Genomic DNA, 15,497 nt, shown 5'->3' with positions numbered 1-15,497 from the left:
CGCTTAATTTATTCAACAAGTGCTGACTTTGCGCTGCTGTTTTTTATTCATGCTGGAATCAACAATGATTAAAAAATGAACTACTGTGCAAAATTCTCTCACTTTATATAGGCAGATGTAAATGATGAGATTTCAGGGAAGTAGCTAAATGCAAGCTTTGGATAATGAAGCTGATTCTTGATTGATTTTATTTATTGGAGGTAGGTAATGAAAAAATTGATTTGCTTTTCAACTCTTAGCCTAGCGATCGCCACTATGTCCTTGCCATCTGTAGCTCAGGGACAACAAGCTCAGTATAGCCCAAGTGCGCCCCGGATTAGCAGCACAAATGGTTACATGGATGCCCATATGATTAGCGTGTATACAGGAGATCAGCCTTTATCTTTTATTACGGTTCGTCCGCCAGATTTCATTAGCGTCGGAGACAGAATTCAAATTAATGATCAATCTGGTCAAGCAATCGAGTCTAATATCTCCAGAGAAGGCAACATAATTAGAGTCAATTTCGCTCAACCAATTCCGCCACAAACTACTCTAAAAATTACATTTGCAGATTTGTCATTGTCTTCTGGAGTGGTTCCTATTGGCGTTTACAACTATGAGGTTGCTGGTGGATATCCTGGCTTTAGACAAGAGATTCCCTATGGTTTAGCTAGGGTTCAGGTATTTTAGACCTTTTGCAAGCAATATCTGTCGGGAATTACGACCAGCTAAAGCAGCAATGCGATCGCATTTATGGTATGGATGAAAAAGTGCGATCGCTTGATTAAACCTACCCTTAATCTATTCATCAAGTGTGAATGTCAATGAATTCTCCTTCCCCTTTGCCAATACCAGTCATACCACTGTTGAGCGCTACGAACTGCGAACCAGAGGAGGAGTAAAGTAATTAATCCTCCAGACCAAGGTGCTTTAAAGGCAAGCAGTACGAGTACAACGCACAAAATATCTTGCAGAAACACTGCCCATAACGGTAAACCACGCAGGCGATAGAACCAACCAATTTGGACTAGCTGCAGTACCAAAGCTAGCAAGCCCCCAATCAAGGCAATTAGCCAGTTGGGTGCTATGTTTGCCGAAGCTACTGCTAACGCCATAATTGCCCCCACAATAGGGGAAAATAATAACTCAACTAGTTGTAGCGATCGCTGTCCCAACAACTTTTTTGAAGCAAATAGCTCAATCAATGACCAAACAGTCAAAAAACCTAGCAAGACAGGTGGGGAAATTCGAGATAAAATTGGGATTTCTGACCAAACTTGACTGCCTTGCAATAATCCAACGATTAGCAAAGGCATACCCACTCTAATTCCTGCCGCTGCAGAAGCAGAAAGTGTTGCTAGGATTTCAATCATCACGACATCCAGAGTGCTACTAAGCTGGCAAATAGTTATTATTCATACTTCCCATATTTTAGCGATGAGTGACCAAGCTCTTTGGTTAGGGGAATGGGGAGGGGGCAGGGGGCAGGGAGAAGTAATTAATAACTCTTCACAAATGACCAATACCTCGGCTCCGCTCGGTACAAGTGACCAATGACCAATTCGTTCTAAATACCCAAACGTTGATAAACCTCTTCTAGATGTTTGAGATGCTGCTTAGGGTCAAAACACACCTCAATTTCTGCTAGAGATAACTTTTGCGTAACACGCGGGTCTTTGCTAATTAAATCGTGGAAATCGCCTTCTGGCTTGTTCCAAGCTATGTGAGCGCTTCCTTGGACGATCGCATAAGCTTCTTCTCTACTACTTCCCTTTTCTATTAAGGCAAGTAGCACTTTCTGACTGAAAACCACGCCACCATAACAGTTGAGATTCCGCGCCATGTTTTCAGGATAGACTAGTAGATTTTTCACCAATTCGGTGATTTCTACAAGCATGAAGTGCGTCAAAATGCAAGCATCTGGCAAAATCACCCGTTCTACAGAACTGTGAGAAATATCTCGCTCGTGCCATAGGGCGATGTTTTCCAACGCTGCACCAGCATGACTTCTCACCAGTCGCGCCATTCCTGTGAGTCGTTCTGAACGGATGGGATTCCGTTTGTGCGGCATAGCAGAGGAACCTTTTTGACCTTTGGCAAAAAATTCTTCGACTTCCAAAACGTCTGTTTTTTGCAGATTGCGAATTTCTACAGCAAAGCGTTCAATAGATGCTGCTACTAGGGCTAATTGTTGCACATAGTCAGCATGGCGATCGCGGGAAATAACTTGTGTGGAAGCTGTATCGGGTTGGAGTCCGAGTTTTTGGCAAGCGATCGCTTCTACACGTGGTTCAATATTGGCGTAGGTTCCTACCGCACCAGAAATTTTACCCACAGCAATCGTTTCGCGTAAAATTCTCAAGCGTTCTTGGTGTCGCAAAACCTCTGCTAACCACCCAGCTAGCTTAAAACCAAAAGTAATTGGTTCTGCATGAATACCATGCGATCGCCCAGCCATTATCGTATAACGATGTTCTTTAGCCTTTTGGCGAATTGCCTCAATCAAATATCCTAAGTGTTGCGATAAAACATCCAAACTCGCAACTAATTGCAATGCTAAAGCCGTATCCAGCACATCTGAACTCGTTAAACCCAAATGAATATAACGTCCCGCATCACCAACATACTCATTAACATTTGTCAAGAAAGCAATGACATCGTGGCGGACTTCAGCTTCAATTTCTAGGACTCGCTTGGGGTCAAAATTCGCCTTTGCCTTAATTTCCTCAACCGCCTGGGATGGAATGTAGCCAAGTTCAGCTTGAGCCTCACAGACAGCAATTTCCACTTGCAACCAGGTTTTTAATTTATAAGCTTCACTCCACAGATTGCCCATTTCGGGCAAAGTATAACGCTCAATCACAATCCGCCACAGAATACAACCGTCATATTTTACATTTTAATTAACTGTATTGGCGCAAATAAAGTTAACTCGTAAGGGTTATCATTGGTCACTTGTACCGAGCGGAGCCGAGGTATTGGTCACTTGTACCGAGCGGAGCCGAGGTATTGGTCATTTGTCAAGAGTTATTAGTTAAGTAGTTAAACATAATTAATTACACAATGTCATTGCGAATGGAGCGAAGCGAAATGAAGCAATCCCAACCATTGCGGTTGCTTCGCTTCGCTCGCAATGACTGTAATTAATTTTGCGTGGTTACTTATCTCTCCCCTGCTTCCTGCCCCATGCACCTCTACTTAACCTATTGCTTATCCGTAATACTAGTTTGTGATTCAGATGTAATGATACTAATGCTACCGTCAGCTTCCATAAATGCTAATTTCACATCAGTCAAAAATTCTACACCTTGCTGACGTAACTTACTCATCAATTCATCGTTAGTAATCAATTCTTTTTGCAAATGCCGCTGAATCATCCGACCATTTTTTACCAGCAGCAAAGGCGGAGGATTAAGGATTTTCTGAAACTCAGGAAGTTTGTAACCTAACCAGTTAAATAAGTAGCTCCAAACAATTACAGTTCCTACTAGGATAGCTCCTTCAGTAATAGATGTATAATTACTAGTCATTGCATTTTGGGCAGCCTCAGCAAATAACACAACCACCAGCAAATCAGTAATTCCTAGCGTTCCTAATTGTCTGCTAGGAAGGAAGCGTAGCACAGAAAATAAAGCCAAATAAACCAGAGACCCACGGATAAATAGTTCTAGAACACTAATGCTAGGAACAAAAATTGCGCGCCAATTAATAAAAAACCAATTTTCCATTAGAGTTAATTTATCCTTTTTATAAGACTTTAATAATTGAGAATTTTATGATCACTAACGTATTAGTTTCTAGTGCGGTGATTTCCTAAAATACCTCATGAGGCGATTAATCAAGCTAGAACCAGTCTTCTTATTAGCACTACTATTACGACTTCTTCCTTGATTACTAGGAATTTTATTATTAACAGGGATAGCATTCTTATCTGGAACTATGCCGCTGCCATATCTTCTCGCATAAACCTGGGTAAACTCCGCGCCAAAAAAGAGAATTTGGGCAGCATAATAAACCCAAGCGAGGATCACAACCAGTGAACCAGCAGCACCATAGGTTGAACCAAAACTGTTGTTACCTAAATATTGCCCTAACAAAAACCTGCCGATAGAGAACAATAGTGAGGTGAGAGATGCGCCAATTAAAACATCACCCCAAGTAATTTTGACATCAGGTAGGACTTTAAAAATTAATCCAAACAGCAATGTAGTGATGGCAAAACCAAGCAAAAAGTTGACAATTTGCCAGATAAAATCTACACCGGGTATCAAGTTACTAAAGAAAGTCACTAGTGCGGATAACGCTGCACTAATTACCAGCGATACTAGTAGCAAAAATCCAATACCTAAAACTAAGGCGAATGATAGAAATCGCTGACGGACAACATTTTTTACACCCCGTCCAGGTTTTGGCTTCACTTCCCAAATTGTGTTGAGGGCATCTTGCAACTCGGTAAATAAACCCGTCGCACCTAATAATAAGATGACAACACTAATCATAGAAGCGATCGCTCCTGTCTGTGGCTTGTTAGCATTTTTGATCGCTATTTCGATAAACTCTGCGCCATCTCTGCCGACTAAACCTTGAATTTGGCGGACAATTTCACCTCTGGCGGCCTCTTCTCCAAAAACAGCGCCAGCGATCGCAATTACAATAATCAGCAAAGGTGCAATCGAAAAAATTGTGTAATAAGCTAATGCAGCCGCTAATCGTGAGGCCTTGTCCTCCCTCCATTCTTTCAATGTCTCTTGCAACAGCTGCCAAATCGACTGCAAATTCATTTAACAAGTCTCCTGCTAAGGGGATGTCGCTTTACTCCTGATATATTTGATACTTTATTTACTGCACTACAAAATCCTCCCAAGGGTGTTTGTCTAGCATCCTGGAGGAAGAATTTAAAACTTTATAGCGATCAAATTATAAAGTCCAATTGTCTAAAGTTAAATTGGGTACTTGACAAAAGTCCCGATTGTTCCGCGTAACCAGAATTCCATTGACAGAAAGAGCGATTGCGGCAATCCGTAAATCCTGGCGACCAACTTTAATCTTTTGATGAAGTAGATTCGTATATAGTTTTTGTGCTTCAGGAGTGAATCTTAAGACATTGAAGCTTTTCAAACTATCAAACGTTATTTGTAGTTTTTCATAAGCAGAAACCAAATCATCAGAAGTCGCTCGTCGAATAACTTGAAATCGTCCAAGAAATTGTTCCTCGACCGTAACGATTGTAATCGCTATTTCGCTGGCATCCATAATATTGAGGCGACGAGCAATTGCTAAATTTCCTCCCTGGAAAAGAGAAACGCTATCAGTATCGAGAATCCAAAGACTCAAACTGCTTCCCTCTCCGTACCAGAATCTACTGCATTCTCATCAGCATCCAATTCTTGACGATATTCTTGAATATACTGCTGAACTGCGTCAAAGTCTGGATCGTCTTTGAACACTCCAGCAAATTTCATCCAAGGTCTTTGAGATTGCTCAGTTTGAGGTAATTTGATTTCCATCGAGGTGACTTCAACTTTTTCCAGATGTTGAACCAAAAGCTGTTCTAGCATCAACAGCGCCTGTCCGCGAGTTGCTGCTTCGACATGATACTGTGGAAGCTCTAAAATAGATGCGATCGCACTACCATCATCTCTAGTCTCCAGCAAAATGTTGACTTTTAAATTTGCAGTCTCTGATTTTGTTACAGTTTTGATTTCCATAAAGCTGGGATTGCCACTAAATCTATAAAAATCATAGCCTTACTTCGTGCTACGAGGAGATTAGAGGCAATAGGCAATAACTCTTGACTCTTGACCAATACCCTCACTGCATCCTATCTATCGTGCGATACTGAATCGCCTCTGCTACATGCTGGGGTTTTAAATCATCATCACCAGCTAAATCTGCAATAGTTCGTGCCACTTTGAGAATGCGATCGCTTGCTCTTGCTGATAATCCTAATTTTTTAATTGCTGCTTCTAATAAACCACGACTCGCATCATCTAGCTTGCACCATTTCTGTAGATGACGACTCTGCATTTGAGCATTGCAACGCAGATCAGCTTCTCCTTGGAAACGATTCGTGGCGCGATCGCGTGCTTGTTGGACTCTTTCGGCTACTGATTTTGAAGCTTCTCCCGTCGGTTGTTGGGTGATTTCTTCTGGTTTTAAGCGATTCACAGCTACTTGTAAATCAATCCGATCCATTAACGGGCCAGAAAGTTTTGCCCAATATTGTTCGCGTTGTCGAGGCGAACAGGTACATGGTTGTATGGTATCGCCGTAGAAACCACAAGGACAAGGATTAGTACTCGCTACTAATGTAAACTGGGCAGGAAACGTCACAGACAGTTTGGTGCGGGAAATTGTGACGTAGCCATCCTCTAGCGGTTGACGGAGAAATTCCAAAACATCCCGTTTAAACTCCGTGAGTTCATCCAGAAAAAGAATACCTCGATGTGATAGAGAAATTTCCCCAGGGCGGGGAAAGCTACCACCACCAACAAGCGAAGGGCCAGAAGCTGAGTGGTGGGGGCTGCGGAAAGGGCGATCGCGTACCAACGAGCCGCGATTTTTCAATAAACCAGCGACAGAATGAATGCGAGTCACTTCTAAAGCTTCCGCAAAACCCAGTGGCGGGAGGATACCCGGCAAACGCCTTGCTAGCATAGTTTTGCCACTTCCAGGCGGTCCCACAAAGATTAAATTATGTCCACCGGCAGCTGCAATTTCTAAGGCGCGACGAGCATGAGCTTGTCCTTTCACATCCTTTAAATCTGCACCACTACAATGTAAAGATGTCGAATGCAACGTCCCCACATTCTCATCAATTTGTACAGGTTTGTAAGCTCCCGGATTATTTAAAAAATTAGCCACTTCAGGCAAATCTTTACAGCCGTAAACAGCCAATCCTTTCACCACTGCTGCCTCTTGGGCGTTATCAACCGGGACAACTAAACCTGCAATTCCCATCTTTTGGGCAGTAGCAGCGATAGGTAAAACTCCTGCAACGGGGCGTAAACTACCATCTAGAGATACTTCCCCTAAAAATAGATAATCACCCAACAACTCACCACTAACTTGCTCGGAAGCTGCTAAAATTCCCACACTGATCGGTAAATCAAAACTTGGCCCTTCCTTGCGTAAATCAGCCGGAGTCAAGTTAATCACAATCTTCCGCATAGGGAAGGCAAAACCAGCATTTTTGAGAGTTGCCTTTACCCGCTCCTTCGATTCTTGGACAGCACTATCCGGGAGTCCTAAAACGACAATTCCCGGCAATCCCCCTGACACATCGACTTCTACCCCTACTTTAACGGCATCGATGCCGACAATTGATGCACTCCAGACTCTGGCAAGCATTTCTTCTATAAGAATAAACCTTTAGAATCTCTAGCAGATGAATAACTAAATCAGCATGAGTGAAACCACAGAGACAATTTTCAGCAAAATCATTCGTCGGGAAATTCCAGCGGACATTGTCTATGAAGATGATTTAGCGCTGGCCTTCAAAGACGTTAACCCGCAAGCCCCGGTTCACATCCTTGTGATTCCCAAAAAACCCATTACCCAACTAGCTGAGGTCGAATCTCAAGATGCTGCTCTTTTAGGGCATCTTTTGTTAACAGCCAAGCTGGTTGCTAAAAAAGCTGGACTGCAAAACGGCTATCGCCTTGTCATCAACACTGGTGCTGATGGTGGTCAAACAGTTTACCATTTACATCTGCATATTCTGGGTGGACGCCATCTAGCATGGCCTCCTGGTTGATTCAGCTTTATGAGTTCTATGTTAGAGACGCGAGCGATCGCGTCTCTTTTGTTGATTGATAGTAAAATCATATATGTGTCATAACTAATACTTAATTAAAAATGCTTTACAAAAATAAATAAAGCCACTAATGTTGATTCATAGGTAAGCAAAATTGCTCACCCAAAATCATAAACACATAAAGCACTCATAAAAAAATGACAACCACCTTACAACAGCGCAGTAGCGCTAACGTATGGGATCGGTTTTGCGAGTGGATCACCAGCACCGAGAACCGGATTTATGTCGGTTGGTTCGGCGTATTGATGATCCCCACCTTGCTAGCCGCAACCGTTTGTTTCACCATCGCCTTCATTGCAGCACCCCCTGTAGACATAGATGGTATCCGTGAACCAGTAGCAGGTTCCTTAATCTACGGAAACAACATCATCTCCGGAGCAGTAGTTCCATCCTCCAACGCCATCGGCTTACACTTCTACCCAATCTGGGAAGCAGCTTCCTTAGACGAGTGGTTGTACAACGGCGGACCTTACCAACTAGTAGTATTCCACTTTCTGATCGGATGTGCTTGCTACCTAGGTCGTCAGTGGGAATTGTCTTTCCGTTTAGGAATGCGTCCTTGGATCTGCGTAGCATACAGCGCGCCTCTAGCGTCTGCAGCAGCAGTATTCTTGATCTACCCCATCGGTCAAGGTTCATTCTCCGACGGTATGCCCTTGGGTATCTCCGGCACATTCAACTTCATGATCGTGTTCCAAGCAGAACACAACATCTTGATGCACCCCTTCCACATGTTGGGAGTAGCAGGTGTATTCGGCGGTTCATTGTTCTCTGCAATGCACGGTTCTTTGGTAACCTCTTCCTTAGTTCGTGAAACCACCGAAACCGAATCCTTGAACTACGGTTACAAGTTCGGACAAGAAGAAGAAACCTACAACATCGTTGCAGCCCACGGCTACTTCGGTCGCTTAATCTTCCAATACGCATCATTCAACAACAGCCGTTCACTGCACTTCTTGCTCGCAGCATGGCCAGTAGTTGGTATCTGGTTCACAGCTTTGGGTGTCAGCACAATGGCGTTCAACTTGAACGGATTCAACTTCAACCAATCAGTGATTGATTCTCAAGGTCGCGTCATCGCTACTTGGGCTGATGTGATCAACCGCGCTAACCTGGGTATGGAAGTGATGCACGAGCGTAACGCTCACAACTTCCCCCTAGATTTGGCTGCTGGTGATGTTGCTCCTGTGGCTCTGACTGCTCCTGCTATCAACGGTTAATTTTTAACTGCATCATAGCTTAGAAAAAAAGCGCCTCCCGGTAACGGGGGGCGTTTTTTAGTTGATGCAACTTGTTTTGCTTGTCTTTGAAGTTAAAGCGAAAGTTCAGGTAAAATACATATTCCAGACTGTATCTCCTCAACATCATGGGCAACACTTTTGGGCATCTGTTTCGCATTACTACTTTTGGTGAGTCCCACGGCGGTGGTGTGGGAGTTGTGATTGATGGTTGTCCTCCACGATTGGAAATTTCCGCAGAGGAAATACAGTTTGAGTTAGACAGGCGACGTCCAGGACAAAGTAAGATTACTACGCCTCGGAAAGAAGCGGATGCCTGTGAGATATTATCTGGAGTGTTTGAGGGCAAAACTTTGGGAACGCCCATTGCAATTTTAGTACGGAACAACAATACGCGTCCCCAAGATTACGACGACATGGTGCAGAAGTATCGTCCCTCTCACGCCGATGCAACTTATGATGCCAAATATGGTATTCGTAACTGGCAGGGTGGGGGTAGGTCATCAGCGCGTGAGACAATTGGTAGAGTTGCAGCAGGTGCGATCGCTAAAAAAATTCTTCGTCAAGTTGCTAATGTGGAAATTATCGGCTACGTCAAGCGTATCAAGGATTTGGAAGGCGTAGTTGACCCCAATACCGTCACCTTAGAACAAGTAGAAAGCAACATCGTCCGCTGTCCTGATGGTGAAACAGGCGATCGCATGATTGAATTAATTGAGCAAACTGGTAGACAAGGTGATTCTATTGGCGGCGTAGTTGAATGTGTAGCGCGGAATGTCCCCAAAGGTTTGGGCGAACCAGTATTTGATAAATTGGAAGCTGATATTGCTAAGGCTGTGATGTCTCTCCCGGCTAGCAAAGGCTTTGAAATTGGTTCAGGTTTTGCGGGGACACTGCTAACAGGAATTGAACATAACGACGAATTTTATATTGATGCACAAGGCGAAATCCGCACCGTCACCAACCGTTCTGGTGGGATTCAAGGCGGAATTTCCAACGGCGAAAATATTATTTTGCGAGTTGCGTTTAAGCCAACAGCAACAATTAGAAAAGAACAGAAAACTGTCACTCGTGAGGGTGAAGAAACCCTATTAGCTGCGAAAGGACGCCATGATCCTTGTGTGTTACCTCGCGCAGTTCCAATGGTTGAGGCGATGGTGGCTTTAGTGTTGTGCGATCATCTGTTACGCAATCATGGACAGTGTCAGGTATTTTGACAATGTTAAGATATCTAGTACAGCGTTGCATTGAGTAAAGAAGGGCGATCGTTGATGAATAAAGCAACGAGCTACAACCAAGACTTTCTATTGTGGACACAACAACAAAGCGAGTATTTAAAGAAAGGATATTGGGCTGATTTAGATATCGAACACTTGGTAGAGGAACTAGAAGCTTTGGGTCGCAGTGAACAGAAAGAACTCGGCAGCTATTTACAGGTGCTATTAATGCACTTGCTTAAATGCCAGTATCAACCTGAACGCAGAACTAAAAGCTGGGATAATACCATCTCAAATTGTCGAGATAAAATTCAAGATTGCTTGGAAGATACTCCTAGTTTGCAGCGGTTTCTTCAAGACCCAGTGTGGATACAAAAATACTACCGCCGCGCTTGTCGAGATGCAGCTAAAGAAACTCAAAAATCTATCGAGACTTTTCCTGTTGAATGTCCTTTGACAATTGAGCAGATAATTGGCCCAAGCTTCTAATTAACTAGAGGTAAAATTACAGTTTCTTCATCGCCATTTTTTCTCAGTGTTGTTATAGTAGCGAATAACACCTGTAAAGAAGTGCGATCGCATCTGCTATCAACATGGACAAAGATTCTCAAAATCGCTTAAAACATTTTGCTGCTTTAAAGTCCAAGTATCAAGCAACTCAATATCAAGATTCGTCACCCTCTAGTCTGCTGTATCTCATACTGCGTAAAGTTGATTTAGGAATTGAGCTTAGTGATTTAGAGTTTGATTGGTTGCAAGAGCATGAACTTTTACAAACAATAGAAATTATTTGGATAGAGCAATTTAAAAAAGAAGAAGCAAAAAGGCTAGAAGCTGAATTTTATCAACTCAAAGCTAAGTATAAAGTTGCCAAAAATTGGGAATCATCAGTAAGCAGTGTTTTATATCCGATACTTTGGAAACTTGAATCAGAAAATAGTTTGACTGATTCACAAGTCAAATTCTTACAAGATAATCATCTTACTCAAACAGTTGTAATTGTTCAAGATATAAAACGCTTTGCTGATCTAAAGGAGAAGTATCAAGCCACCACGTATCAAGACTCATATCCTGATAGCCCACTTTATAAAATACTAAAAAAACTAGACACAGAAACAAGTTTAAGTGACTCTGAATATGAGTGGCTGCTAAATAATGAACTTTTTGAAGCTATAGAAATTTCTGAAAAACAAGAGTCTGCAAGACGGGCTAAAGTTACCCAGCTAAAGAATAAGTATCAAGCAAGCCAACACCTAGACACATCCTTATCAGGTCAACTATATCAAATACTGCAAAAACTTGATGCGGACAAAAAATTAATTTATTCAGAAATTTACTGGTTAGAACAGCAAGGACTTACCGAAACAATTGCCATTGCTGAAGAACTCGAACGAAAAAGAGAATTTATTGCATTGAAGGCAAAGTATAAAGCTAGCCAATATCAAGATTTATCACCTACCAGTTATTTATATACGATTCTTAAAAAACTTGATTCAGAAACTCATTTAAATGAGCAGGATATTAGTTTTTTAAGACAGTCTCAACTACCTGAGACAATTAAAATTTCTAACAAAAAATATGCTTTTGTTTTGAAGTCAAAGATATTATCAGGAGTATTTCTGAGCGATTTAGAAATTGACTGGCTGAGAAATAATGAATATGAAGATATCATTATTTTATCCCAACACAAGCACTTTGCAGCGCTTAAAAGAAAATATGGATTGGTAGATCCTTTACTTCCGCTAGAGCCATTTTACGCGATCATGGTCAAATTAGAGAAAAAAGAACGGTTAGATCCTAAGTTAGTTTTACAGCTTATGGAAGAGGATCTATTATCTCCTGGCGGTAAAATCGCTCTTGCGTATTACAGACTTGAAGCAGAGTTTTATGAACAGGAACTTAACCGTACTGGACACAAATGGCATATTCCTACAGCCAGTGGTTATTGGCGGAAAGCAAATGAACCTGAACAGGCTTTAAAACTTACTAATCTGGACTTAAATAGAGTCAATGACAGTAATCTCAAATCAGCCATTTCAGTCACTAGAGGTGCAGCATTCAGAGATGTTGATAAATTAGCTGATGCAGAAGTTTGTGCTAGAAAAGCTGTTGAATATCAACCTGATAGTCATCAGCCTTACACCTTAATGGGTGCTATATGTTATGACAAATATGACTATGAAGAAGGGGATTATTGGTTTGAAAAAGCCATTGAGCGTGGGGCTGAAACTGAAGATATAGATGCTGAGAAAAAACGAGTAATCAGAAGTACAAAAGATGAGAATAAGCGACATGAAGCAGCAGAATATTTACTAAAAAAAGATTCACAGCGCTATTCTTGGGCTAAATCTTATCTCAAAAAAATGCAGGATAATAATAGCAAGTAAACTGGGTTTCATCGCCAAAATTTCAACAAATGACCAGATTCATTCATGACCAATTTGCCAAAGACTACCTAGAACAATTACTCACACCTTATAGCGAAGTTCAAGCAGCACAGCCATAGTGGCAATTCACCAATTACCTACCATTCCACAAACCTTGTGGTTGAGAATCATCGGTAGGGGAAACGTGCAAAAACAAGCAATTGATGAACTAGAAGCACTTCTCCCTACTAACCCATTCCGAAAAACAGCGCTAGAATTGCTGTACAACTTACAACAAAACTTACAAGTTACTCTAAATCGAGATGCAGACGATAGGGAATTGCTTATGCGATTAGCACCACTTTACCAACAAGACCGTGAACAGGCCATACAAGAAGGCGAACAACGAGGACTACAAACAGGATTGCAAACAGGACTTCAACAAGGAGAACGCTTAGTAGTGGAAAACTTACTCAAAGTTCGCTTTGGTGAATTAGACAATGAACTACAAGCAATTATTGCACCTTTATTAGCGTTACCACCAGAAGAGTTTACCCCCTTACTATTGCAATTATCCCGTGAAGAATTAATTGCTAGGTTTCGCTAGGAAATGCCAATTTCAAAAATATCTAATGAGAGTAGTAGTCTGTCCCATTAATTTTGATGGTTATACGTGTTTGTAGTAAGGACTTTAGTCCTTGATTTTTAAGCACTTTAGTGCTTACTACGAATATCTCAAAAATATCTTGACAAACCAGTAGAGTGTGTTATTAATCGCCTAATGCACTCAACAAATTATGGCATGATTTTATAGGGGTGCATTAATGGATTTTGTCACAGTTTTAGGATTAGTTGCGGCTTCGATAACTACAGTTTCCTTCTTACCGCAAATGATGAAAATATGGCAGACGAAATCAGCGAAAGATGTTTCGTTTCTCATGTTAATTTGTTTCAATACAGGCATATTCTTGTGGCTGATATATGGCATTATCCTGCAACAATTGCCGATAATTTTGGCAAATGCTGCTACATTATCTTTTAACTTGATAATTCTATGGCTTAAAATTAAATATAGATGAAGCCTTGGCGACTGGAAGTGGCGGCTACACAAACAAAGTCCGCACTTCAACAAGCTCAGTGACCACCTGCACGGACTAAAATGACTTTGGCTGTTCAAGTGCGATTTCTATTAGCCTAGATTATTAAAAACACCCCCAACAAAACACCTGTGACATCATCTGCATTTGCCTCTGAACGCCTCTTATTCACCCCCAATACCCCAGACACCGACGCTATCCCACTGATTTTTGCTTTTCCCAATGAGTACACTGTGGGTATCACTAGCCTAGGCTATCAGGTGGTATGGGCAACTTTGGCAATGCGTGATGATGTGCAGGTGAGTCGCCTATTTACTGATATTCACGAACAATTACCCAGAAAGCCGGAAATTGTCGGATTTTCGATTTCGTGGGAACTGGATTATGTGAATATTTTAAATTTGCTGGAATCTTTAGAAATTCCCATCAGGTCAAATTCCCGCAATGATCATCATCCCATAATTTTTGGTGGCGGGCCTGTCCTCACTGCTAACCCTGAACCCTACGCCGATTTTTTTGATGTGATTTTGTTAGGTGATGGGGAAAACCTGCTGGGAGATTTTATTACCACTTATAAAGAAGTCAGAAACGCTCCTCGACAAACTCAACTCAAAGCACTTGCACAAATACCAGGAATTTATGTTCCTAGTTTGTATGAGGTGGAATATCACGCCGCAGATGGTGAGGTAAAGTCAATAAAACCAATTGACGCAGAAATTCCCGCCGTTGTGCAAAAACAGACTTATCGAGGAAATACCCTATCAGCTTCAACTGTGGTGACAGAAAAAGCGGCATGGGAAAATATTTATATGGTGGAGGTGGTGAGAAGTTGTCCTGAAATGTGCCGCTTCTGTTTGGCGAGTTATCTCACTTTACCTTTTAGAACTGCTAGCTTGGAAGGCTCATTAATTCCAGCTATTGAAAGAGGGTTACAAGTTACAAAGCGGCTAGGGTTATTGGGTGCTTCTGTTACCCAGCATCCTGAATTTGAGACATTATTAGATTATATCAGTCAGCCAAAGTATGATGATGTGCGTGTGAGTATCGCCTCAGTGCGAACAAATACCGTGACAGTGCAGCTAGCAGAAACTTTGGCGAAAAGAGACACGCGATCGCTTACCATAGCAGTAGAAAGTGGCTCAGAAAAAATTCGCCAAATCATCAATAAAAAGCTAAATAACGATGAAATCATCCAAGCAGCGATAAACGCCAAAGCTGGGGGATTATCAAGCTTAAAACTCTATGGAATGGTAGGACTCCCCGGTGAGGAAGCAGAAGATTTAGAGCAAACTGTGGCAATGATGCGGGGTATTAAAAAAGCAGTTCCTGGATTGCGGTTAACACTGGGATGCAGCACCTTTGTACCCAAAGCGCACACACCGTTTCAGTGGTTTGGGGTGAATCGACAAGCCGAAAAGCGGTTGCAGATGTTACAAAAACAGTTAAAACCGCAAGGGATAGAGTTTCGCCCAGAAAGCTATAACTGGTCTATTATACAAACTATGTTGTCGAGAGGCGATCGCCGACTTTCCCAGCTACTAGAACTTACTCGCAACTTTGGTGACTCTCTGGGTAGCTACAAGCGTGCTTTTAAACAACTCAAAGGACAGATTCCCGACTTAGATTTTTACGTCCACACCAACTGGTCAACAGAGCAAATACTACCCTGGAGTCACTTGCAAGGGCCGCTACCACAGTCTACACTACTGAAACACTTGGCTGATGCCACTAGTCATTTCGACTCTTCTGGTAAGCAACTACAGCCATTAAATTCATAGTTG

15 protein-coding genes and 1 pseudogene are annotated in these 15,497 nt (G+C 42.0%); 9 read left to right on the top strand and 7 right to left on the bottom strand.

Features of this window, described 5'->3' with window-relative positions; genetic code table 11:
• The first annotated feature begins 207 nt into the window (after positions 1–207).
• Positions 208–672: a DUF2808 domain-containing protein gene (locus CAL7507_RS24730; protein WP_015131217.1), complete on the top strand. Its 465-nt coding sequence runs from the start codon at positions 208–210 to the stop codon at positions 670–672.
• Positions 673–803: 131 nt separating this feature from the next.
• Here CAL7507_RS24730 and CAL7507_RS24725 read toward each other — a convergent pair whose 3' ends face one another.
• The 7 genes from CAL7507_RS24725 to CAL7507_RS24695 all read right to left on the bottom strand — a co-directional run bounded on the left by CAL7507_RS24725 (position 804) and on the right by CAL7507_RS24695 (position 7,332).
• Entirely contained in the window at positions 804–1,355 is a 552-nt protein-coding gene (locus tag CAL7507_RS24725) for a DUF4126 domain-containing protein (RefSeq protein WP_015131216.1), read from the bottom strand.
• 194 nt (positions 1,356–1,549) lie between these two features.
• The gene (gene purB, locus CAL7507_RS24720) at positions 1,550–2,845 is read right to left on the bottom strand and encodes an adenylosuccinate lyase (protein WP_015131215.1); all 1,296 of its coding nucleotides are present in this window, start codon (positions 2,843–2,845) and stop codon (positions 1,550–1,552) included.
• Between the two features lie 340 nt (positions 2,846–3,185).
• Positions 3,186–3,710 carry a DUF421 domain-containing protein gene (locus CAL7507_RS24715; protein WP_015131214.1) on the bottom strand — a complete coding sequence of 175 codons (525 nt, stop codon included), beginning with the start codon at positions 3,708–3,710 and terminating at the stop codon, positions 3,186–3,188.
• Positions 3,711–3,779: 69 nt separating this feature from the next.
• The gene (locus CAL7507_RS24710; RefSeq protein ID WP_015131213.1) at positions 3,780–4,763 is read right to left on the bottom strand and encodes a YihY/virulence factor BrkB family protein; all 984 of its coding nucleotides are present in this window, start codon (positions 4,761–4,763) and stop codon (positions 3,780–3,782) included.
• Positions 4,764–4,899: 136 nt separating this feature from the next.
• Positions 4,900–5,316, bottom strand: coding sequence for a type II toxin-antitoxin system VapC family toxin (locus tag CAL7507_RS24705; protein ID WP_015131212.1), 417 nt, complete (start codon positions 5,314–5,316; stop codon positions 4,900–4,902).
• Positions 5,313–5,690, bottom strand: a complete 378-nt coding sequence (locus tag CAL7507_RS24700; protein WP_015131211.1) for a hypothetical protein — start codon at positions 5,688–5,690, stop codon at positions 5,313–5,315. Before CAL7507_RS24700 ends, CAL7507_RS24705 begins: the two co-directional genes overlap by 4 nt.
• A gap of 103 nt (positions 5,691–5,793) precedes the next feature.
• The gene (locus tag CAL7507_RS24695; RefSeq protein ID WP_015131210.1) at positions 5,794–7,332 is read right to left on the bottom strand and encodes a YifB family Mg chelatase-like AAA ATPase; all 1,539 of its coding nucleotides are present in this window, start codon (positions 7,330–7,332) and stop codon (positions 5,794–5,796) included.
• A gap of 55 nt (positions 7,333–7,387) precedes the next feature.
• On the opposite strand from CAL7507_RS24695, the gene CAL7507_RS24690 reads away from it, so the two are divergent.
• The 8 genes and pseudogenes from CAL7507_RS24690 to CAL7507_RS24655 all read left to right on the top strand — a co-directional run bounded on the left by CAL7507_RS24690 (position 7,388) and on the right by CAL7507_RS24655 (position 15,494).
• Positions 7,388–7,738 (top strand): histidine triad nucleotide-binding protein, encoded by a 351-nt coding sequence (locus tag CAL7507_RS24690; protein WP_015131209.1) that lies wholly within the window; start codon positions 7,388–7,390, stop codon positions 7,736–7,738.
• Between the two features lie 197 nt (positions 7,739–7,935).
• Positions 7,936–9,018, top strand: coding sequence for a photosystem II q(b) protein (gene psbA / locus CAL7507_RS24685; RefSeq protein WP_015126756.1), 1,083 nt, complete (start codon positions 7,936–7,938; stop codon positions 9,016–9,018).
• Between the two features lie 146 nt (positions 9,019–9,164).
• Complete coding sequence (gene aroC, locus CAL7507_RS24680; RefSeq protein ID WP_015131208.1) at positions 9,165–10,253, top strand: chorismate synthase; 1,089 nt, start codon at positions 9,165–9,167, stop codon at positions 10,251–10,253.
• 54 nt (positions 10,254–10,307) lie between these two features.
• A complete protein-coding gene (locus CAL7507_RS24675) occupies positions 10,308–10,742 on the top strand; it encodes a DUF29 domain-containing protein (protein WP_015131207.1) in 435 nt (144 codons plus the stop codon).
• Positions 10,743–10,846: 104 nt separating this feature from the next.
• On the top strand, positions 10,847–12,640 hold the full coding sequence (locus CAL7507_RS24670; protein WP_015131206.1) for a hypothetical protein: 1,794 nt from the start codon (positions 10,847–10,849) through the stop codon (positions 12,638–12,640).
• 109 nt (positions 12,641–12,749) lie between these two features.
• Positions 12,750–13,226: pseudogene (locus tag CAL7507_RS24665) on the top strand (hypothetical protein); the annotation flags it as partial.
• Positions 13,227–13,443: 217 nt separating this feature from the next.
• Complete coding sequence (locus tag CAL7507_RS24660; RefSeq protein WP_015131205.1) at positions 13,444–13,698, top strand: SemiSWEET transporter; 255 nt, start codon at positions 13,444–13,446, stop codon at positions 13,696–13,698.
• A gap of 149 nt (positions 13,699–13,847) precedes the next feature.
• Positions 13,848–15,494 (top strand): radical SAM protein, encoded by a 1,647-nt coding sequence (locus tag CAL7507_RS24655; protein ID WP_015131204.1) that lies wholly within the window; start codon positions 13,848–13,850, stop codon positions 15,492–15,494.
• The last annotated feature ends 3 nt before the right edge of the window (positions 15,495–15,497 follow it).

The organism is Calothrix sp. PCC 7507 (assembly GCF_000316575.1).
Classification (GTDB): domain Bacteria; phylum Cyanobacteriota; class Cyanobacteriia; order Cyanobacteriales; family Nostocaceae; genus Fortiea.
The sequence above is the reverse complement of the archived record's forward strand: the minus strand, read 5'-3'. Positions and strand labels throughout refer to the sequence as shown.